This is a genomic window from Synechococcus sp. R70.1, from assembly GCF_047461675.1.
Classification (GTDB): Bacteria; Cyanobacteriota; Cyanobacteriia; order Thermostichales; family Thermostichaceae; genus Thermostichus.
On the sequence record NZ_JANSHR010000019.1, the window covers coordinates 6,024 to 24,374 of the forward strand.

Here is an 18,351-nt window from a genome sequence, read left to right on the forward strand (position 1 = left end):
CGATACATCAACCGGTACTTTGCTGGCTGGGTCTCAGCCTTTTGCTCTTGCCGTTCTTCTGCTGCCTCAGGCAGAGAAGAAACGGGCTTGCCACTCCCCAGACCTGCCTGCTCGAGAGCGGTACAGAGGGCTTGCGCGTCGATGGGAAAAGGCCAGCCGGCGGCTTTGTACACTTGCTCAAGGGAAGGGAGGATGTCGTCCGCCTCTGCCAAGCCTGGGATCATCTCTGCTGCTCCCTGGGAGATGGCCCAACGTCGCTCAGCAGGTTCGATGGGGCGCCGAGGATGGTGGGTGAGGATCACAGGGACAGCCGGGAGCCTGCTCCGGCACTCTCGGCAGAAGGCGTAGGGGTTAAAGAGTCCCGTTGTTATATCCACTACCATCAAGTCTAGGGGCTGGCATGGCGTTGCTGCCACTTCCGCCAGATCTGGCCGCGGCGAAATGAGCACCACCCTATGCTGCTGAGACTCCAGCGCCAACTTCCAGAGCTGCGCTTGGAAGGGCTGGCCCTGAGCTACCAGGACGGTCTTAGTCACGGCAAGGGGGAATACGTAAGCAAAATGGGAAGTCAAAACCTGTACCACTTAGCTTGCTTTCCTAGCCCTGCTTGCAGTGCAGAATAGCCTTGCCAAAGGGAGAAAGGAGTAGCTGGGTATACAGGCGCCGTGCCCCTCTTCTACCTTGCGAAAGCAGCTCTAGCGCCTGTCCGGCCCAGGCCAGCTAACTTCCCCTTCGGTTTCGGATTCCAGTTCGGCCTGCAGGGCCTGCCACTCCTCCGGCGAGAAAGATCGGAGTTTCTCTTCAATTTGCTGCCTTTCGAAACTGGCCCACTGGGCCTTCAGAGTCATCTCGCCGCTTAGAACCCGCCTCAGGTAACTCACCGTCCAGCCCAGGCACCCCAGCATAAACGCCGCACTCGACACCTGCTGTGCCGTTCCCGTGTCTAGGCCGGCCCAAAGCAACAGACCGTAAAGAACGCCTCCCCCCAGCAGCAGGGCCAGGCCAATGCTGAGGATATCTCGTCTGCGCATAGCTCGAGGGCTCTAGAGGGAACGCGGCTTAGGCCGAAACGTCATGAAGGGGGCTACCAACACCATGCCGGGGAAGAAAAACAAGACCAGGAAAAACATCAACACCTTTTCCCAGGCGCCGCTGCAGTTCCAGCGCTTGTCCACGTACACCAAAGACAAAAACGGCAGCACCAGCAGGTAAAGAGCTGCTAGAGCACCATAAGTTGCCCAAACTAGCCAGGTGGTAGAAGCCATGGTGAGCTTGCCCCAGAACCTAGTACTGCCCATTCTACTCTTGGGAGAGGTCGCCAGCTCAAGGCTGCCTACAGGCTGGCGCTAATGGCCCCAACCGGGCAGGTGGGAATGCACTGTTCGCACATGACGCAGCGGTTGCGCCGGAACTCTAGCTTCCAGTCAGGAGCTGAAATCTTCAGGGCTTCGGTAGGGCAGACTCCCGTGCACAAGCCGCAGTCTACACACAAATCCGGGTCAATCTGAATTTCCTTGGTCTGGTCAGCCACCTCGATCCCCAGCGACTGCACCCACTCCAGCCCTGCTTCCACTTGGTCGATATCTCCGGAGAGCTCCACCACGAGGGTGCCCACTTCATTGGGACTGACCCTAGCGCGCAGGATGTTGGCCGCCACGTCGAAGTCTTTGGCCAGGCGGTAGGTAACAGGCACGTTCACCAAGTGCCGCGGGAAGATCAACGTTACTCGTTTGCGCACGGAATCTCAGACTGTGGGTTGAGCATTGGCCAGGAAGCCTCGCTTTTCAGTATGGCAAGGCCTCTTCCTGCAGGGGTAGAACCTCTCCGGTTGGAAGCTCCAAGAGGTACCCCGGAGCCTGCCACAATAGGAGCAGAGCGTTCTTTGAACCCCATGGACTCAGCCCGGCCCCGCCTCAACTCCGAGCACTACCGACAGATGTTGGTGCGCGATGGCGAGCGGCGCTTCCGCGAGTGGCACACCGCTTTTCTCAACTACCAGCGGCAATTTTTACGCGAGATGGAGCGACTGCGTCTTCGGTATTCTTCAAATCGCTAGGTAATGCCTACGGCTATCCCTTCGGTCTCTTCTTGCCCCGACTCTTCCCTCCGCCAGGAAACCTTGGAACTGTTGGAGTGGCCCCGCCTCTGTCAGCAGCTAGCCACTTTTGCGGCTACACCTCTGGGTCGTCGCGCCTGTCTGGAGCTAGATCCCTGGCGTAGCCGCGAGGAGAGCGAGGCCTACCTTGACCAAACCGAGGAAGCTATACGGCTGGATCGCAGCCAGCCAGGGGGGGTTTCCCTGGAGGGGATCCACAACTTGCTGCCGGCCCTGGAACGGGTCGAACGAGGGGGTGTCCTGAGCGGGGAAGAGCTGATCCAGATTGCCACAACCCTGGGAACTGCTCGCCGCCTTCGTCGCCTCATCGATGAGCAGGAGCACCTACCCCGCCTGCAGGAGTGGGTGAGCAGCCTGCGCACCTACCCTGAGCTGGAGCAGGAGATCTTCCGCTGTCTGGACGAGCACGGCGAGGTGAGAGATAGCGCCAGCCCAGCCCTTGCCGACCTGCGCCGTCAGCACCGCCTTTTTCGCAGCCAGATCCAGGAACGCCTGCAAGAGGTGATGAGCCAGTGCCCACAGGCGCTGCAGGATACCCTGATTGGCCAGCGGCAGGGACGTTTTGTGCTGATGGTGAAGGCCACCCACCGGGATCTCATCCGCGGCCTTGTCCACGACAGCTCTGCCAGTGGGGCTACCCTCTATGTAGAGCCTTATGCGGTGGTGGAGCTGGGCAACCGCTTGCGAGAAACCGAGGCTCGCCTCCGGGCGGAGGAGGAGCGAATCTTGGCGGCGCTCTCGGCCCAGGTGGGAGCCGTGGCTGCCGACTTGGAGCACCTGCAAGCGGTGATGGTGAGGCTGGAGGTAGCCCTGGCTCGCGCCCGCTATAGCCTTTGGTTGGAGGGCAACCGTCCGCAGTTTGTTGCCGGTGGATTGCGCCTGCGCCGGGTTAGACACCCTTTGCTGTGGTGGCAGGCCCGTCAAGAGGGCAAGGGCCTAGAAGTGGTGCCCATCGATTTCACCCTCCCCGAGTCTATTCGTGCTGTGGTCATCACTGGCCCTAACACCGGTGGCAAAACCGTTGCCTTGAAGACGCTGGGCCTGTTGGTGCTGATGGCCAAAGCAGGGATCTTCTTGCCAGCTCAAGATCCGCCCCAACTGCCTTGGTTTGACGGGGTCTATGCCGACATCGGTGACGAGCAATCGCTGGAGCAAAACCTCTCCACTTTTTCCGGCCACATCCATCGGATTAGCCGCATTGTGCAAGCTCTGCAATCCAGTCCAGCGCCGGCCCTTGTTCTGCTGGACGAGGTGGGGGCGGGCACGGATCCCACGGAAGGCGCTGCCCTAGCGGCTGGGCTATTGGAGTATCTCTCGGAAAAGGCCCTGCTGACTCTGGCCACCACCCACTACGGCGAGCTGAAGGCCCTCAAGTACCAGCACCCCGGCTTTGAAAATGCCTCGGTGGAGTTTGACGAGGCCACCCTGGCCCCTACCTATCGCCTGTTGTGGGGGATCCCGGGCCGCTCCAACGCCTTGACCATTGCCCAGCGGCTGCAGTTGGATCCGGAGATCCTGCGGCGGGCCCAGCGGCGTCTGCAGGGAGAAAGCCAAGTGGATAAGGTCATCGCTGGGTTGGAAGCGCAGCGGGCTCAATTGGAAGAGCGGGCGGCCCAGGTGGGATCCCTGCACCAAGAGCTAGAGACCCTCTACCGCCAAATGCAAGAGCGCAGCCGGCGGCTGGCCGAGCGAGAGGCCCAACTGGAGTACCAGCAGCGCCAGGGGCTGGAAACTCTGCTGGCTGCTGCCCGCCAAGAAGTGGCTGCTGCCATTCGCAAGCTGCAACAGGGGGACGCTCCTCAACAGGTAGCCGCCCATCTCGAGCAAATCCGCAAGCGCTACTTGCCGGCGCCTCAACCTGTGGACACGGAGTTTGTGCCGGAGGTGGGGGATCGGGTGCGGCTGCGGGGGCTGGGACAAACGGGAGAGGTCATTGCCGTCGAAGGAGAGGTGTATGTGGTGCGCAGCGGCATCCTCAAGTTCACCGTGCCAAGGGCCCAGTTGGATCCCCTCGATGAACACCAGGCCAAGCAGCGCCAACGCCCCAAGGCTCCACCTCCCCCGCCACCAGCCACCGCCCCCCTTAACCTGCGCACCAGCCACAACACCCTTGATCTAAGGGGGAAAACCGTGGCTGAGGCCGAGGCTATTCTCGAAGCGCACTTGGCCCAGGCACCTCCTGGTCCCCTTTGGATCATCCACGGCCACGGCACGGGTCGCCTCAGGGCGGGTATCCGGGCCTATCTCCAAAATCACCCGCGCGTTCAGAGTTTTGCCGCGGCACCTCCCCACGAGGGAGGAAGCGGCGTAACCGTGGCCCAGCTGCGCTAGCAAGGAGCGGGCGGATCTCTCAAGCCGCTAGCGGAGCTCGATCCCCTTAGTCCTCTGGACTCAGCTCCGTCAGGCCTTTGCTCGTCAACGAGATCTTCCCCTGCCCCCCAAAACGGCTACCCTCAGAGCAGCTAGGCGGACTCTCAGCTCCTGGAGCAACCTCAGAACAAAAGGTTACAAAGGGGATAAAGGTAAGCCCTATTGCCCCAGAAGTAGCACCTCTGGGGAAAGCTTAGGGCGAACCCAACGCCTCTGTCGGTATTTTGCAGCTTTCCTTGCCAGGCAGTCCACCCCAGCGAGGTTAATTAAATTGTCAAAAAGTCAAAAATTATCAATTCATCAATACGAAGCGTTAGGTAGACTAAAGGTTCATTTAGATTGGTATCTCAGTCCTCAACGGGAATCTACCGGTTGCTTGGCAGTCTGCTTTGAGATACGGGTTAACCAGATTCTTTTGAGCGGCCATGAAACTTGAACTGACTCCCCGCCAGCGGAAGATCCTCTGGGCGACAGTGCGCAGCTACATTGCAACGGCTGAACCTGTCGGTTCCAAGACTTTGGCTCAGTCGTATAACTTTGGGGTAAGCACAGCCACCATTCGCAACGACTTAGCCACCCTTGAGCAGGCGGGGTTGCTGTTCCAGCCCCACACCTCTGCCGGTCGGATCCCTTCCGACTTTGGCTATCGGGTTTATGTCAACGATTTGTTGACCTCCGTCGGCATGGAGGGGATCCCCGACGACGCTCCCCAGCCAGAGCCCCACCCTGCGCTGCAGCGGCTGTTGGATCAGGTTAGTCGCGAGCTGGGAGACGACCTCGACAGTTTCCTCCAGAGGGTGGCGCAGCTTCTGGCCCACGTGAGCGGCTGCATTGCCCTCATCACCCCACCTCAGGGGCCCCTTGTAGCCATTCACCACGTGCAGCTGCTGTCGGTAGGGCCGGGGCGGGTGATGGTGGTGGTGGTTACCGATTCCTACCAAGCCCATTCAGCCCTGGTCAGCCCACCGGCATGGCCCGACAGCCGCTATGAGGATTTGGAAGACGAGCTGCAGCTACTGAGCAACTTTCTCACCCTCAAGCTGCGGGGCAAGACTTTTGCCGAGCTGCAGGATCTGAGCTGGCTAAAGCTGGACGAAGAGTTTCGCGCCTACAGCCAGTGGCTGCAGCAACTGCTGCGCTCAGTGGTCCAGCGCTACCTGCGGCCCTCTTTGGGGCCTGTGTTTAGCGCAGGCATGACAGAGCTGATGCGGCAGCCAGAGTTTTCTCAGACCCAACGGGTGCAAGCGGTGGCCCAGTTGATTGAGGCGGGATCCGAGCAACTGCAAGGGATGATTGGGCTCTATACTGCCAGCCCCCCAGATTGCCAGATCTCTAGCGAGGCTACTCCTTCTGCCCCGCCCTCCTCTGGCGATCCCTTCCACACCATCCCGGTGGTCATCTACATTGGCAGCGAGAATCCGCTGGAGTCTCTGCGCCACTGCACGGTTATCACCTCAGTCTACCGCCGTCGCTCGGCGCCGCTGGGGACGGTTACCGTGCTGGGGCCAACGCGGATGGCCTACGAGCGGAGCATTGCGGCGGTGCAGACGGTGGCCTCCCATCTCACGCGGGCTCTGGCCTAGGAAGTCTAGGTGCAAGTTCCCAAGAGCAATCGCCCACCGTGGCCAGACTCTCCCCTCTTCACCTACGCGTTCAGTGTGCCATCCGCGAGCGGCAACTGCTGCGCCCCGGCCAGCGGCTGTTGGTGGCCCTTTCCGGCGGGCAAGATTCTTTCTGTCTGCTCCAGATCCTGCGCGATCTGCAGCGGCGCTGGAACTGGCAGATCTTTGTCCTGCACTGTAACCACCGCTGGTCGGAGGATGAAACGGCGTGTGCCTGCTTTTTGCAAGAGTGGCTGCAGCAGCAGGGCCTGCCTTATGCCATTGAAACTGCCGATCCCATCCGCTGGGATGAGGCGGGGGCTCGGGTTTGGCGCTACCAACAGCTGGACAAATGGGCGCGCACCTGGAATTGCGAGGCAGTGGTTACGGGGCACACCGCCAGTGACCGCGCGGAGACGTTCTTGTGGAACCTGCTGCGGGGCACAGGGGCAGCTGGGCTAGCTAGTCTGGATTGGCGGCGGCGTTTGGACGAGCGGGATCCCTCCTCCGCCTGGCTGGTGCGGCCTCTCCTAGGCCTTTTCCGGTGGGAAACAGAGGAGTTTTGCCGGCAGTACCAGCTTCCGGTCTGGCCGGATCGCAGCAATCAAGATTTGGCGCACGGACGCAACCGGCTCCGCCTGGAGGTGATACCCTATCTCAAGCGGCACCTCAATCCCCAGGTGGAAAAAGCTCTGAACCGGGCCGCCATCTTGTTACAAGCAGAACATGAACTGGTGGTGGCCCAAGCCGCTCAGCTATGGCCGCAGGTGTATGAGCCGGCCCTGCCGGGGTTGCGGCGGGATCCCTTGCGAGCTGCTCCCCTTGCGCTGCAGCGGCAAGTCCTGTTTCAGTTCTTGTCCTTGCTGCTCCCCCATCACCCCACCTTTGAGCAGGTGGAAGCCGGGGTTCGGCTCCTCAAAGCAGGTCGCCGCAGCCGCAGCCCCGACTACCCCGGCGGTGGCTGGCTGGAGGTGAAGGAAGAGTACTTGGCTTGGGTTTCTCGCCCTTGCGCTTAACAGCAGCGCTAAAGCGCCCCGGAGCCACCCTGGCTTTCCTGCAAGCTGGCTACAGCCATGAGCATGCCCCGCGCTTTGTTCAAACATTCTTGGTACTCCCGCTCCGGCTCCGAGTCGGCCACAATGCCCGCCCCCGCCTGCACACTCACCTGGCCGCGGTGAACCAGGAGGGTGCGGATGGTGATGGCGGTGTTCAGTTGGCCGGCAAAGTCGTAGTAGCCGTAGGCGCCAGCGTAGGGGCCGCGGCGGCACCCTTCCAGTTCGTGGATAATCTGCATGGCGCGGATCTTAGGAGCGCCGGTAACTGTGCCCGCAGGAAAGGTGGCCCGCAGCAGATCCCAGGCGCTGTAGCGAGGATCCAACTGCCCTACCACGTTGCTGACAATGTGCATCACATGGCTGTAGCGCTCAATCTGCATCAGGTCGTCCACCTGCACGGATCCCAGGCGGCAGACCCGGCCTAGGTCGTTGCGGGCCAAGTCCACCAGCATCACATGTTCCGCCCGCTCCTTGGGATCCGCCAACAGCTCCTGCTCCAACTGGCGGTCTTCGGCAGGGGTAGCGCCGCGAGGGCGGGTGCCGGCAATGGGACGAACGGTGGCAAGGCGCTCTTCCCCAACGCGGCTGAGCTTGACCATCACCTCTGGGCTGGAGCCGACAAGGCAAAGATCGCCAAACTGCAGAAATGCCATGTAGGGAGAGGGGTTAATGAGCCGCAGGGAGCGATAAAGCCGGAAGGGATCGCCGGCAAAGGGAGTGGTGAAGCGCTGCGAGAGCACAACCTGAAAGATCTCGCCGGCGCGGATGTATTCTTTGGCCCGCTCCACGGCCTGGCAGTAGGCGTCGCGGCTGAGCGTGCTGGGAGGGATCTGATCCGGCAGGTGGGGCTTCCAGTTGAGGCTGAGGTGGGATAGGGCCAGGGGGGCGCTGAGCTGGTGCACCAACTTTTCCACCCGCTGGCAGGCTTGGGCGTAGGCCTGCTCCGCCGGCTGCTGGCGCGTGTCGGCAAAGGCCACCACCCAGATCTTACGCTTGACCTGGTCGAAGATGAGGATGCTGTCCACCTGCATCAGGATGGCGTCGGGAGGGTCCTCTGGTTGCAGGGGATAGATGGGCACCTTGGGCTCAATCCAGCGGATGAGCTCATAGCCCCAGTAGCCAAAGAGCCCGCCAATGCTGCTGGGCAACTCCGGCAGGTGCACCGGCTCATAGGGCTCTAGGCAGCGGGCCAAGATGGCGAAGGGATCCCCCCGATGCTGCTCCCGATGCCCATCGCGGTGGATTTGCCAAGCCTGATCCCCGCGCACCTCCAGCACCCACTGGGGATCGCAGCCGAGGAAGCTGTAGCGGGCCACCTGTTCCCCTCCCTCCACTGATTCCAGCAGAAAGTTGTAGGGCTGCCCGGCGCAGACGCGGTACCAGGCAGAGACAGGCGTTTCCAAATCCGCCACCCATTCCTGGTACACCGGGATGAAGTTGCCCTGACCCGTGAGGGCAAGAAACTCTTTCAGGGGAGGGTAAATCATGGCTTGCCAGGTGGGATCCCTGCTTTCCCCGACTGTATCCCACAGTGGATCCCTGGCAACAGGGCCGGAAACCACTAAGCTAGGAGCGGCTCTACTCTTGGGAAATCTTGGCCATGCAAATCCCATCGCAAGTCCTCCGCGAGCGCCTGCGCTTTCAGGGCCACAAGTACACCTTCGTCAGCCAGCGTCTGCGCTTTCCCAACGGCAAAGAGGGGGAGCGGGAGTACTTCATCCACCCCGGGGGCGTGGTGGCTGTGCCAGTGACTGCCGAGGGCAAGTTTGTCTGCATTCGCCAGTATCGCTTTGCCGTCGCCTCCTACCTTTATGAATTTCCAGCGGGTACGGTCGAGCCGGGAGAACATCCAGACGAAACCATTCGCCGCGAGCTGGAGGAAGAAACCGGTCTGCGGGCCCACCGCTGGGATTCACTTGGCCAGTTTTATCTCTGCCCCGGCTATTCCAGCGAGATTATGTACGCCTATCTGGCGCGGGATCTGGAAGTGCTGGACTCTCCTCCAGCAAGGGATGAAGACGAAGACATTACTGTTGTCGAGTTTTCCCCGGCTGAACTTACAGAGAAGGCTCGTTTTGGCCTCGATTTGGACAGCAAATCCATTGCCTGCTTTTGGCGGGCTCAGCTGTTTTTGGCCTCGGAAAAGGGGGTCAGTGCCGCTGGGAGCTAATCCCCCGCAGCGAAAGAGGAGGACTACAGCAAGGTGGCAGCATGGCGGGCGGCCCCCCTCAAACCCACCTGCTCGTTAAGCACCACCTGCACCGACAGCTGTTCCAACAGCGGCCGCATTCGCCCTTTGTCCAAAAACGCCGCTAGAAACTCCCCCTGGCGCAACAGGGGCAAGAGCTTGGGGGCAATCCCACCGGCAAGGAACAGCCCACCCCGGGGCAATAGGTGCAGGGCAAAATTGCCAACAGCCGCTCCGTAGAGGCTAACGAACAGCCGCAAACACTCCATAGCTAGAGGATCCCGTCCCTCGAGGGCGGCAGTGGCAATGTGGGCGGCTGGATCAATCCCACTGGCTCCCCTTTCCCAGGCGGCAACCTGGGCTAACCCTTGCTCCTCTCCCTGGGACCGGCGACTATCCCGCAAAAACTGGTAGATAGCTACGATCCCCTGGCCGGAGACCACCCGCTCGGTGGAGACACGCCCGTATCGCTGTTGCAAATACTGCAGCAGCTCCCATTCCAGAGGAGTGCGCGGGGGAAAATCCACATGGCCTCCCTCGCTGGGATAGACCTGGTAGCCGCCTTCTCCCCAGGTGAGGTAAGCCTGCCCCAGCCCCGTGCCCGCCCCTATGACGCCAATGGGTGCCCGCGGCTGCCGCTCCCCCGCTTGCAGAGTCTCCAGCTCCGCATCGTGCAGGGCTAGCACGCCATAGCCTACGGCGCTGAAGTCGTTGATCAAGGCCAGGCGCGGGATCCCCAGTTCTGCCGTCAACTGGCTTGAGTGCAAGCTCCAGGACAGGTTGGTGATTTTGGCCCTTTGTCCGCCGCTTTTCTCCTCCACCACTGGGCCGGCCACGGCAAAACAAGCAGCAGCCGGCTGCGGATCCCACCCCAGCTCCTGCCGAGCTTGGGCCAGAAACTCCTGCACTAGGGGGGTAAGGCTGGAGTAATTTTGGCTGGCGTAGCGGCGGCTGTAGAGGCTGTGCTCGGGATCCTCGGCCTTGACCAGACTGAGGCTGGTCTTGGTGCCCCCAACATCTCCGGCCAGCAGCAACTCCATGGGGCCTTCTCCGAGCAGCGCGCCCATTCCACCCTGCCATTTTCGGCAGGGCTCTGGCAATGGACGTCGGAATCCAGAGGTGGGAAGGTCTCTTGCCCATGCCAGGGTTACCCCGAGCTGGCTGGCGGAACTGGGGCTGGCTGCGTTGGGAGCCGCTCTGGCCCATGCTGAATTGGCGGCAACGCTTTGCCCGCCTTGGCACCTAGTTTGGCTCCCTCTGAGGCACGGCAGGAGTGGCAGCAGGCGACGCCGTTTGACTGGCTGGAGACGCAGCTGACGCAGGGGAGGGTGCCTCTGCTTGCCCAGGGGGCAAGAAGTCGACGACTTCCCACCCCTTGCCCTCGGGGGAGCTAGAGGCCAACAGCCATCGCTCAGTTAGGCCTTGAGACCCCGCTGATTGGACTTGTTGGCGGGCCAAGGTGAGCTGAAAGGGATCGCCTTTGCGGCGGTAGGGGCGGCGGGATCCCGGTGGCTTCACCCTCAGGGTATAGGTGCCGCTGAGGTGGTGGATCTCTAGTTTTTCCCCAGTTGCTACCCGCAGCCCCGTCTCCCGCCGATCCCGGCGAATGCGAACATCCTGCACTTCCAGATGGGCTGCCAAGCGGTCGCTGCCCACCAGCGAGGCAACCGGCCCCGACAGGTGAGCAATCTGGTAGGTCAGGGCCTGTTGGACAACAGACTGGGGTGGCTGGGGAGCACAGCCTGCTAGGAGCCCCAACAAGGCAAGGGCCAGGAGGCTGAGTAGACAACGCCTGCCACGGTTGCTTGCTGCTTTTGCCGTGGCCCTCTCCCTAGGCATCTCCTCTTCCCGGCAGCTTGGCCAAGTCTGTTAGACCATAGCAGCGCTGGGATGCTGCTTTAGGTATTCGGTATTAACTCCCGACTCGCGGGTGAGCGCCACTAGACCCGTGCGGGCGATCTCGCGAATGCCAAAGCTAGTCAACATTTTGATGATGGCGGCCATTTTGCCCGGATCCCCGGTGACTTCCAAAGTTAAAGACTCTTCCGCCACATCGACGATGCGGGCCCGGAACATCTGCGCCACGTCCATGATGGCAGAGCGGGTTTCGATGCTGGCATTGACCTTGACCAGCATCAGCTCCCGTTCTACACAGGGGACGTGGGTAATATCCGTTACTTTCAGAACCTCGATGAGCTTGTAGAGCTGCTTGGTTAGCTGCTCCACATCGTGCTCGTCTCCCTGCACCACCATGGTGATGCGGGAGATCCCAGGCCGTTCAGTAGGGCCAACGGTGAGGCTGTCGATATTGAAGCCCCGCCGGGCAAACATGCCGGCAATGCGGGTTAAGACGCCGGGCTGATCCTGCACAAGAGCGCTGAGGGTATGTCTCACGGCAACCGCAGAGGAGAGTGGCGGGAAGTAGGCGATGGCCTTGTACAAATCCTACCCCAATTCCACAGCTGCCAGGAGGGATCCTCGAGCCTTGCCGAATTGAACTCAGCCGTGCTAAGGATCTCCCTCTTCATCCTGGAGTTGGCGCAAAGCGCGCTGCACCTGCTCTTGCAGAACCCGGTTGTGGCGCTGGCGGCCAAGGTGCAAGGCGGCTTGCCAGCTGGCAATGGCGGTCTTGAGGTCTCCCATATTCCGGTAGGCCAGTCCCCTCGCGTAGAGGCCGTACTCGTCGGCAAGGTCAAGGGGAATGCCGCTGGCCTCCAGGCGAAAGGCCTGGTCGTAGTCGTCGAGGGCTGCCCCAAGCTCCCCCAGCTCGTAGAGCAGATTGCCCCTGAGGTAGAGAGCGCAGGGCTGGCCGGGCTCTGCCTCTAGGCTACGGCTGAGGTCGGCAATTGCTTCGAGGTAGCGATCGGCCCAGGCGTAGGCGATCCCCCGCCGGTAGTAATGGGCTGGGCAGGGATCCCAGCGGATGGCCTGGGACCAGTCGGCTACAGCCGCCTCCCACTCCCCCAGGTAGCCGTACACCTGAGCACGGCAGGCATAGGCGAGCGCCCAGGTGGGATCCCGCGCAATTGCCTCATCCAAGGGAGCCAGCGCTGAAGGTAGGGATCCCTGCTGCAGGTACAGCTCAGCTAGGCGGAGATGGTAAGTAGGGCTGGGATACAGCTGTACTAGCTTGGTCAACTCGGCGGTTGCCCCTTGCAGATCCCCTTGCGCTTGGTAAATGAGGCTGCGGTAGAAACAGGGTTCCGAGCGACGGGGGATCAACTGGGCAGCCTGTTCGAAGTCTTCCAGGGCCTGGGCAAGCTGACCCAGTTCGAGGCGGATCTGTCCCCGCAGGAGGTAGGCGTTGGCTAGACGGGGATCCCGTTGCAGCGCCAGGGTAAGCTGCTGCAGGGCCCCTAGCAGATCCCGGTTGAGCCACCGTTCGCGAGCGCGGTTGTAGGCCAAGATGGCCGGGCGAGTAAAGGCAGAAATCGCCGCTGCGCTGGCCAGGCCCATCACCGCCAAGAGGCGATCCTGGTGCCAACTGGCCAGGCTCCCCAGCAGCAAGGCAGCGGCAACCCCAAGGCGCAGGCCAGCAGAGGTGTAGGCTTTGAGCATGGTATTCCGCCGCCCTGAAAGACCTGCGAAACGATAACAAAATTTATGGCAGGGCATTGCTTGCCGCGTTTCTGCCTTCTTCCTGCTTCCACGACCTGTAGCTGGTAGTAGACTCTGCACCTACCAGCCGGCTAGGGGGGTCTCCACAGACGTCACTTCCTGTCGAGCTGACGGGAGTTGCCCCTTGCTCTGGATGCCAACCTTAGCTTAGGCAAAATACCTACCGAAGAGAGGTAGCTGCCGGCCCACTAGCTCAGCTACTCCACGTTAAGTCAGAAGATTTGTTGGCAACGCTGTCCAGTGTGCCACAAAAGTAGCAAAGTGCTCCGCACCCGTGTTGCCAACGAGAGCCCCCTGGCCTAATCCCGACACCCGCCCGGTAAAACGCTGGCCAGAGGAGGAGATGGGCGTCAAACTGACGGTGGTATCTACCCAAAGGCAGCAGTGGAAGACAAGTCGAGGACTGGCTTGGGCCGGCAGCCTTTACAGAATAGCCAGAGCAGCCGGCAGCTTGCCCGCTGGCGCCGCCACCGAGCTAAGGAACAGCAGCTGGCGTGGCTTTGGGAGGATCGGATCCCGACGGCCCGACAACTGAACTTTCGCCTTGCGGCGGTGGGCTTGGCTTTGGCCGTCGCTTTCTTGGGAGCGGGGGCGCGTTTGGTTTACTTGCAACACTACCAAGGGCCAACCCTACAGCAGCGGGCCGAGGCTCAGCAGCGGGCCCACCTCCGACCCTTCCTCCCTCGCCGCTCGATCGTGGATCGCCACTCCGTAGCTCGGCAGCAGGCGGAGCTGTTGGCCGTAGATCGCCCTGCCTATACCCTTTGGGCCCATCCCCGCCTTTTTGGCAGGCGCACTCCGCAGGAGATTGCCACGGCTCTAGCCCCTCTGCTGCGGCGGCCAGTTGAGCAATTGACCCAGCAGTTGTCGGCTAACCATGCGGTGCGGCTGGAGCGCTGGCTGGCGCCAGAAGTGGCGGAGCAAATTCAGGCTCTGTACCTGGACGGCCTGGAGCTGGTGAGCGAGCGGCAGCGGGTTTATCCCCAAAAGGAGATGGCTGCCGAGGTGGTGGGCTATGTGGATTTAGACCACCGCGGCCAGGCAGGAGTGGAATATTCTCAACAGGCACTGCTGGAGCGGACAGTTCAGCCAGTTACCATTCCCCGAGATGGCTACGGCCAGTTGTTGGCTGCCGAGGTGCCGGAAAGGCTGCTGCAATCCGGCGAGACGGTGCTGCAACTGACCTTAGACATGCGCCTGCAGCGGGCTGCCCGCGCTGCTTTGAAAGCCCAGATGGAACGGTTTCAGGCGCTGCGGGGCACGGTGATTGTTTTGCAGCCCCACACTGGCGAGATCCTCGCCTTGGTGAGCGAGCCCACCTACGATCCCAACCGCTACTTCGAGTACGACCCTGCCCTTTTTCGCAACTGGGCCGTTACAGACTTGTACGAGCCGGGATCCACCTTCAAGCCTATCAACATCGCCATTGGGCTCGATGCCGGGGCCTTCACCGCCAACGAGCGGGTTTACGACGCAGGGCGGATCTGGATTGGCCGCTGGCCCATCCAAAACCACGACTACCGCCAGCGGGGTGCCCATGGCTGGCTAAGCGTTACCGAGATTCTGCGCCTGTCCAGCAACGTGGGCATGGTGCACCTGATGCAAAAGCTGGATCCCCGCCAGTACCACCATGCCCTCCTACGGCTGGGATTGAACGACCGCAGCGGTGTCGATCTGCCCTTCGAGCCGCCCAGCCGCCTGAAGCCCCTGCGGCAATTTGTAACCGTGCCAGTGGAGCGGGCTACTGTCGCCTTTGGCCAGGGATTGGCCCTCACTCCTCTGCAGTTAGCCGCCTTGCACTGCATCATCGCCAACGGCGGGTTAAAGGTGCGGCCCCATGTGGTGCGCGGCCTAGTGGAGAAGGATACCGACACCCTGGTTTGGGGCCCCCCCCGGCCAACGCCAGTGCGGGTGTTGTCGGAAGAGGCCACGTTGGCAGTGCGCATCCAGATGCGGGATGTGGTGGACTTTGGCACTGGGCAGTCGGCCAAGGTCGAGGGGTATGAGATCGGCGGTAAAACGGGCACAGCGCAGAAAGTTGGGCCGCAGGGGGGCTACTTGCCCGGCAAGCGCATCACCAGTTTTGTGGCCTATTTCCCAGCCCTTCGTCCTCAGTATGTGATTTTGGCTGTGATCGACGAGCCAAAGGGGGAAGATGCCTTTGGATCGACGACGGCAGCTCCCGTGGTTCGCTCGGTGATCCAGGAGATCATCGCCCTGGAAGGGATCCGCCCCAATTCCCCATAGGAAAAGGCTGGGATCAGGACTGGCTGCCATGGGCATCTGACCTTGGTGCTGCCACCCGCCAGCTCAGTTTAGCGTTGAGATAAAAGTTCCAAAATACAACAATACCAATTGCGATCAAGTTAGCGAGCAAATAGTGAATGCCCAGGCGCTCGCTTAGCAAGATCAACAACAAAGAGTTGAGCAGCAAGCCAATCAAGCAAATGACATTAAACTTGACCAGTCGCTGCAGACGATTCCAGAGGCCTGGCTGTAGCCGAGTGACATGGCGAAAGGTCCAGAGGTCGTTCCAGAGGAAGTTATTGAGGATGGCCACCTCAGAGGCGATGAGTTTGCTGATAGCCAGATCCCACCCTAAGTTGCGGGGATCGTGGAACAGATACAGCAATGTCATATCCACAAACGTGCCGGACAGTCCAACCATGCTGAAGCGCAAAAAGGATCCCACTTGACCTAGCGAAAAGCGCAGCGCAATGAGGTGGTGGAGATACTGGAGGCAGGTTTGCAGTTGGATTTTGCTCTCACCGTTTTGGCGCTCCTGAAAGATGTAGCCGACTTCAGCAATGGTCCTCACCCGGCCCCGCGCCAGCACCTCAACTAGCAGCTTGTAGCCTTTGGGGCTGAGCGGGATCCCGGCAATAGCCTGGCGTCTGACTAGAAACAACCCGCTGAGAGGATCCGACACCCGCCTAAAAACCCCAGGAAGTAGCATCAGCCCAATCCACTGGGCCCCCCGGGAGACGAGGCGCCGGCCCAGGTTCCAGTGGCTCACTCCCCCCGACTCCGCGTAGCGGCTGCCCACCACCAGGTCTACTCCCTCTTGGATGGCAGGCCACAGCTTGAGAACAATCTCCGGCGGGTGCTGCAAGTCCCCATCCATCACCCCCAGGACCTCGCCGCGGGCCGCTTGCCATCCCCGCAACACCGCCGTGGCCAGCCCCCGTTCGTGGTCTCGGCAGATAACCTGCAGTTGGGGAAATTCCTCTTGCAGTTCCTGGGCCACTTTGGCGGTGTAATCGGGGCTATTGTCATCCACCACGATCAGCTCGTAGGCCCCAGGTAGGATTTTGTCCAGATGGGCACACAACTGCCGGATCAGGCTGCAGATGCTGGAGGCCTCGTTGTAGGTGGGAACAACCAGCGATAGCTGGACAGAGGTGGGCTGAGAGAGCGGCGGGATTTGAATAGGGACTGTCGAAGCTTGCGGATGGTTGGACGAAGTAAGAGTTCCCTGAGGCATTCAGCAGGCCATCCAAAAAACATCGAGGAGAATCCTAAGCAGGAGCGCGGAAACACCGCTCCGCGCCACCAAAGCGCTAATCCCCTATCCTATCGGGGGATAACCCCCAGAGCTAGACAGTTCCCCACATGCCCAGCTTGCCTAGGAAGATCCCGTCGAAGGGAGCGGGATCTAGGCCGCGGCAGAGTTGGGCTCTCGCAAGCCTCGATGAGCGTTTGTTTGGCCTGCCAGTCGAGGAGGAGCTGCGCCATGGCTAAGCCGCCAAGGGGTTGCAGAGGGCCCTCTGGCCCGTTGCTATCTGTGGGCGGTAGTTGGCGCAGGTAGAGCTGGGTGGGCAGAGAGAGCAACTGAACCGAAACGTAGGGCAAGGGGCCGGCCTCTGGCCAACCGCCTCCACTGCAGGGGCGATAAACGTCTGCGGCGAGCGGCTGCCAACCGTCAACTGTGGCTCGTTGTAGCAGCAGATCCCGTGGACAGCTGTGAAGGGGAGCTGCTCAGAAAGAGAGGGCTAGGCTTTGCGAGCAGACGCCGCCTGCGGCTGTTGCATCCAGCGTCGCACCCTAGGCAGGATAGGATGGTTCATCATTTGCTCGGCAACGTCTTTCTCTCCTTTGACCGGCCAGCCCAGGGAACCGCCTAATCGCCAATGGTGATCTGGCCAATCATGCCGGCTTCCGCGTGACCAGGGATGGTGCAAGCCAGAGAGTAGACCCCAGATTTGAGGGGGATAAACTGCCACTCCACCGACGCGCCCGGCTTGAGCTCAATTTCTCGGACCTGCCCTTTAATTTCCACGCCAGCCACTTCCAGTTTGCGTGTCCAAACAGCATCGGCAAAGTCCTTGGCGCTGAAGTAGTGCTTCAATTGGCTGGGGTTGCTCAAGCGCAATCGGTAGAGGTTGCCATTGCGAAAAAAGAGCTCCTTAGGCGCAAATACCAACTGGTTGTCAACCGTGCCCAGCTCGACTGCCTTGTCCTGGGGCGTTTGCCGCGACAGATCCCGTCCCCACGCCGGCCAGGAGATCCCGCTGCTCAACATCCACAGACAAAAGCTCACTAGCAGGAGATAGCGCAGCCCACGCAGCATACCCAACAGGGAAACTCGGCCTGGAACCTAAGATAGCAATCAGCTTTAGCCAGAGAGTACTTGACCAAGCCGCACAGTTGGGGGCGCCTCTTCGGCTGTTCCCCTCTCCCATTCCACCGCTACCGCTGCAACGTAGCCATCGGCAACCCCCAGAGGCAAGGTTAGCCAGCCGGGATCCCTGGCCAACCTTTTGGCACCAGCCAGGCCCACACCCATGGCTTTTAGGAGAGCCTCTTTTTGGGTCCATATCTGCAAAAAAGCCGCATCTCGCTCTGGCGGTGGGCAGGCCAGGAGGTAAGCTTGCTCGGCAGCAGAAAAGTAGCGGCGGGCAATGCGCTGCCAGCGGGGCACGGGTCGGATCTGCTCCAAGTCCACGCCAATTCGACGGTGCAGCGCCAAGCCAACCAGGATCCACTGGTGGGAGTGGCTGAGGTTAAACTGCAGCGGCAGAGGTGGATCCCGCCAGTAGGGCTTGCCGGTAACCGTGCGGTCGAGGGAGATGGCTTGAGGCGGAATGCCGCTATAGTGGCTAAGCAAAGTTCGCAGCAACAAGCGGCCAGCCAGAAAACGGCGCCGATCCTCCACCAGTTGCAATTGCCCCGCCCGCTGCCGTTCCTCGAGGGAGAGCAGCTCAAGCCGAGGAAGCAACACCTCCAGAGGGGGCACTGCCTGTAGCCACAGGTGGATCTCCGGCTTTTCCAGCTCCAGCAGCGGCTGCCGCAATCTTACCCTTCCACCCTCTTGAGACCTAGACAGCTCGAGAGGTTGCGAATGGGGTAACATGGCCTTGAGCTGGCGTGGTTGGCAACACCACCTAGACAGTACTTCCTTTA

The 18,351-nt window shown here is 61.1% G+C and carries 18 protein-coding genes; 6 read left to right on the forward strand and 12 right to left on the reverse strand.

Annotated elements, in window-relative coordinates:
- From NW807_RS02150 to NW807_RS02165, 4 genes are all read right to left on the reverse strand, one after another.
- The coding region (locus tag NW807_RS02150) for a response regulator (RefSeq protein WP_414425165.1) at window positions 1-584 on the reverse strand (584 nt) is incomplete at its 3' end.
- Window positions 585-695: 111 nt separating this feature from the next.
- Window positions 696-1,031 (reverse strand): DUF3007 family protein, encoded by a 336-nt coding sequence (locus NW807_RS02155; RefSeq protein ID WP_414393513.1) that lies wholly within the window; start codon window positions 1,029-1,031, stop codon window positions 696-698.
- 12 nt (window positions 1,032-1,043) lie between these two features.
- Complete coding sequence (gene ndhL / locus NW807_RS02160) at window positions 1,044-1,265, reverse strand: NAD(P)H-quinone oxidoreductase subunit L (RefSeq protein ID WP_414393511.1); 222 nt, start codon at window positions 1,263-1,265, stop codon at window positions 1,044-1,046.
- A gap of 68 nt (window positions 1,266-1,333) precedes the next feature.
- Window positions 1,334-1,738 (reverse strand): NIL domain-containing protein, encoded by a 405-nt coding sequence (locus tag NW807_RS02165; protein ID WP_414393509.1) that lies wholly within the window; start codon window positions 1,736-1,738, stop codon window positions 1,334-1,336.
- Between the two features lie 144 nt (window positions 1,739-1,882).
- Here NW807_RS02165 and NW807_RS02170 point away from each other — a divergent pair, with 144 nt between their 5' ends.
- From NW807_RS02170 to tilS, 4 genes are all read left to right on the forward strand, one after another.
- Window positions 1,883-2,056 (forward strand): hypothetical protein, encoded by a 174-nt coding sequence (locus NW807_RS02170; RefSeq protein ID WP_414425191.1) that lies wholly within the window; start codon window positions 1,883-1,885, stop codon window positions 2,054-2,056.
- A gap of 63 nt (window positions 2,057-2,119) precedes the next feature.
- Complete coding sequence (locus NW807_RS02175; protein ID WP_414425166.1) at window positions 2,120-4,447, forward strand: endonuclease MutS2; 2,328 nt, start codon at window positions 2,120-2,122, stop codon at window positions 4,445-4,447.
- 464 nt (window positions 4,448-4,911) lie between these two features.
- A complete protein-coding gene (gene hrcA / locus NW807_RS02180) occupies window positions 4,912-6,069 on the forward strand; it encodes a heat-inducible transcriptional repressor HrcA (protein WP_414425167.1) in 1,158 nt (385 codons plus the stop codon).
- A gap of 38 nt (window positions 6,070-6,107) precedes the next feature.
- The gene (tilS, locus tag NW807_RS02185; RefSeq protein WP_414425168.1) at window positions 6,108-7,103 is read left to right on the forward strand and encodes a tRNA lysidine(34) synthetase TilS; all 996 of its coding nucleotides are present in this window, start codon (window positions 6,108-6,110) and stop codon (window positions 7,101-7,103) included.
- Window positions 7,104-7,111: 8 nt separating this feature from the next.
- Here tilS and trpE read toward each other — a convergent pair whose 3' ends face one another.
- Complete coding sequence (gene trpE / locus NW807_RS02190) at window positions 7,112-8,629, reverse strand: anthranilate synthase component I (protein WP_414425169.1); 1,518 nt, start codon at window positions 8,627-8,629, stop codon at window positions 7,112-7,114.
- Window positions 8,630-8,742: 113 nt separating this feature from the next.
- On the opposite strand from trpE, the gene NW807_RS02195 reads away from it, so the two are divergent.
- Complete coding sequence (locus tag NW807_RS02195) at window positions 8,743-9,312, forward strand: NUDIX hydrolase (protein WP_414425170.1); 570 nt, start codon at window positions 8,743-8,745, stop codon at window positions 9,310-9,312.
- Window positions 9,313-9,335: 23 nt separating this feature from the next.
- On the opposite strand, the gene NW807_RS02200 is transcribed toward NW807_RS02195, so the two are convergent.
- The 4 genes from NW807_RS02200 to NW807_RS02215 form a co-directional block, all read right to left on the reverse strand.
- A complete protein-coding gene (locus NW807_RS02200) occupies window positions 9,336-10,370 on the reverse strand; it encodes a glucokinase (RefSeq protein ID WP_414425186.1) in 1,035 nt (344 codons plus the stop codon).
- 202 nt (window positions 10,371-10,572) lie between these two features.
- A complete protein-coding gene (locus NW807_RS02205; RefSeq protein WP_414425171.1) occupies window positions 10,573-11,169 on the reverse strand; it encodes a hypothetical protein in 597 nt (198 codons plus the stop codon).
- 30 nt (window positions 11,170-11,199) lie between these two features.
- On the reverse strand, window positions 11,200-11,724 hold the full coding sequence (gene ilvN, locus NW807_RS02210) for an acetolactate synthase small subunit (RefSeq protein WP_414393495.1): 525 nt from the start codon (window positions 11,722-11,724) through the stop codon (window positions 11,200-11,202).
- Between the two features lie 114 nt (window positions 11,725-11,838).
- Window positions 11,839-12,888, reverse strand: a complete 1,050-nt coding sequence (locus NW807_RS02215) for a tetratricopeptide repeat protein (protein WP_414425172.1) — start codon at window positions 12,886-12,888, stop codon at window positions 11,839-11,841.
- A 444-nt stretch (window positions 12,889-13,332) separates the two neighbouring features.
- On the opposite strand from NW807_RS02215, the gene NW807_RS02220 reads away from it, so the two are divergent.
- On the forward strand, window positions 13,333-15,195 hold the full coding sequence (locus NW807_RS02220; RefSeq protein WP_414425173.1) for a peptidoglycan D,D-transpeptidase FtsI family protein: 1,863 nt from the start codon (window positions 13,333-13,335) through the stop codon (window positions 15,193-15,195).
- A 13-nt stretch (window positions 15,196-15,208) separates the two neighbouring features.
- Here the strand turns inward: NW807_RS02220 and NW807_RS02225 are convergent, their stop codons facing one another.
- From NW807_RS02225 to NW807_RS02235, 3 genes are all read right to left on the reverse strand, one after another.
- Entirely contained in the window at window positions 15,209-16,432 is a 1,224-nt protein-coding gene (locus tag NW807_RS02225) for a glycosyltransferase (RefSeq protein WP_414425174.1), read from the reverse strand.
- 636 nt (window positions 16,433-17,068) lie between these two features.
- A complete protein-coding gene (locus NW807_RS02230) occupies window positions 17,069-17,518 on the reverse strand; it encodes a sulfocyanin-like copper-binding protein (RefSeq protein WP_414411151.1) in 450 nt (149 codons plus the stop codon).
- A gap of 45 nt (window positions 17,519-17,563) precedes the next feature.
- A complete protein-coding gene (locus NW807_RS02235) occupies window positions 17,564-18,241 on the reverse strand; it encodes a 4'-phosphopantetheinyl transferase family protein (protein WP_414425175.1) in 678 nt (225 codons plus the stop codon).
- Window positions 18,242-18,351 lie beyond the last annotated feature (110 nt).

What these genes read in the sequence shown, in the direction of transcription:
- NW807_RS02155 (WP_414393513.1), bottom strand. Translation starts at nt 1,031, where the DNA reads ATGCGCAGACGAGATATCCTCAGCATTGGCCTGGCCCTGCTGCTGGGG.
- ndhL (WP_414393511.1), bottom strand. Translation starts at nt 1,265, where the DNA reads ATGGCTTCTACCACCTGGCTAGTTTGGGCAACTTATGGTGCTCTAGCA.
- hrcA (WP_414425167.1), top strand. Translation starts at nt 4,912, where the DNA reads ATGAAACTTGAACTGACTCCCCGCCAGCGGAAGATCCTCTGGGCGACA.
- trpE (WP_414425169.1), bottom strand. Translation starts at nt 8,629, where the DNA reads ATGATTTACCCTCCCCTGAAAGAGTTTCTTGCCCTCACGGGTCAGGGC.
- NW807_RS02195 (WP_414425170.1), top strand. Translation starts at nt 8,743, where the DNA reads ATGCAAATCCCATCGCAAGTCCTCCGCGAGCGCCTGCGCTTTCAGGGC.
- NW807_RS02200 (WP_414425186.1), bottom strand. Translation starts at nt 10,370, where the DNA reads ATGGAGTTGCTGCTGGCCGGAGATGTTGGGGGCACCAAGACCAGCCTC.
- NW807_RS02205 (WP_414425171.1), bottom strand. Translation starts at nt 11,169, where the DNA reads ATGCCTAGGGAGAGGGCCACGGCAAAAGCAGCAAGCAACCGTGGCAGG.
- NW807_RS02215 (WP_414425172.1), bottom strand. Translation starts at nt 12,888, where the DNA reads ATGCTCAAAGCCTACACCTCTGCTGGCCTGCGCCTTGGGGTTGCCGCT.
- NW807_RS02225 (WP_414425174.1), bottom strand. Translation starts at nt 16,432, where the DNA reads ATGCCTCAGGGAACTCTTACTTCGTCCAACCATCCGCAAGCTTCGACA.
- NW807_RS02230 (WP_414411151.1), bottom strand. Translation starts at nt 17,518, where the DNA reads ATGCTGCGTGGGCTGCGCTATCTCCTGCTAGTGAGCTTTTGTCTGTGG.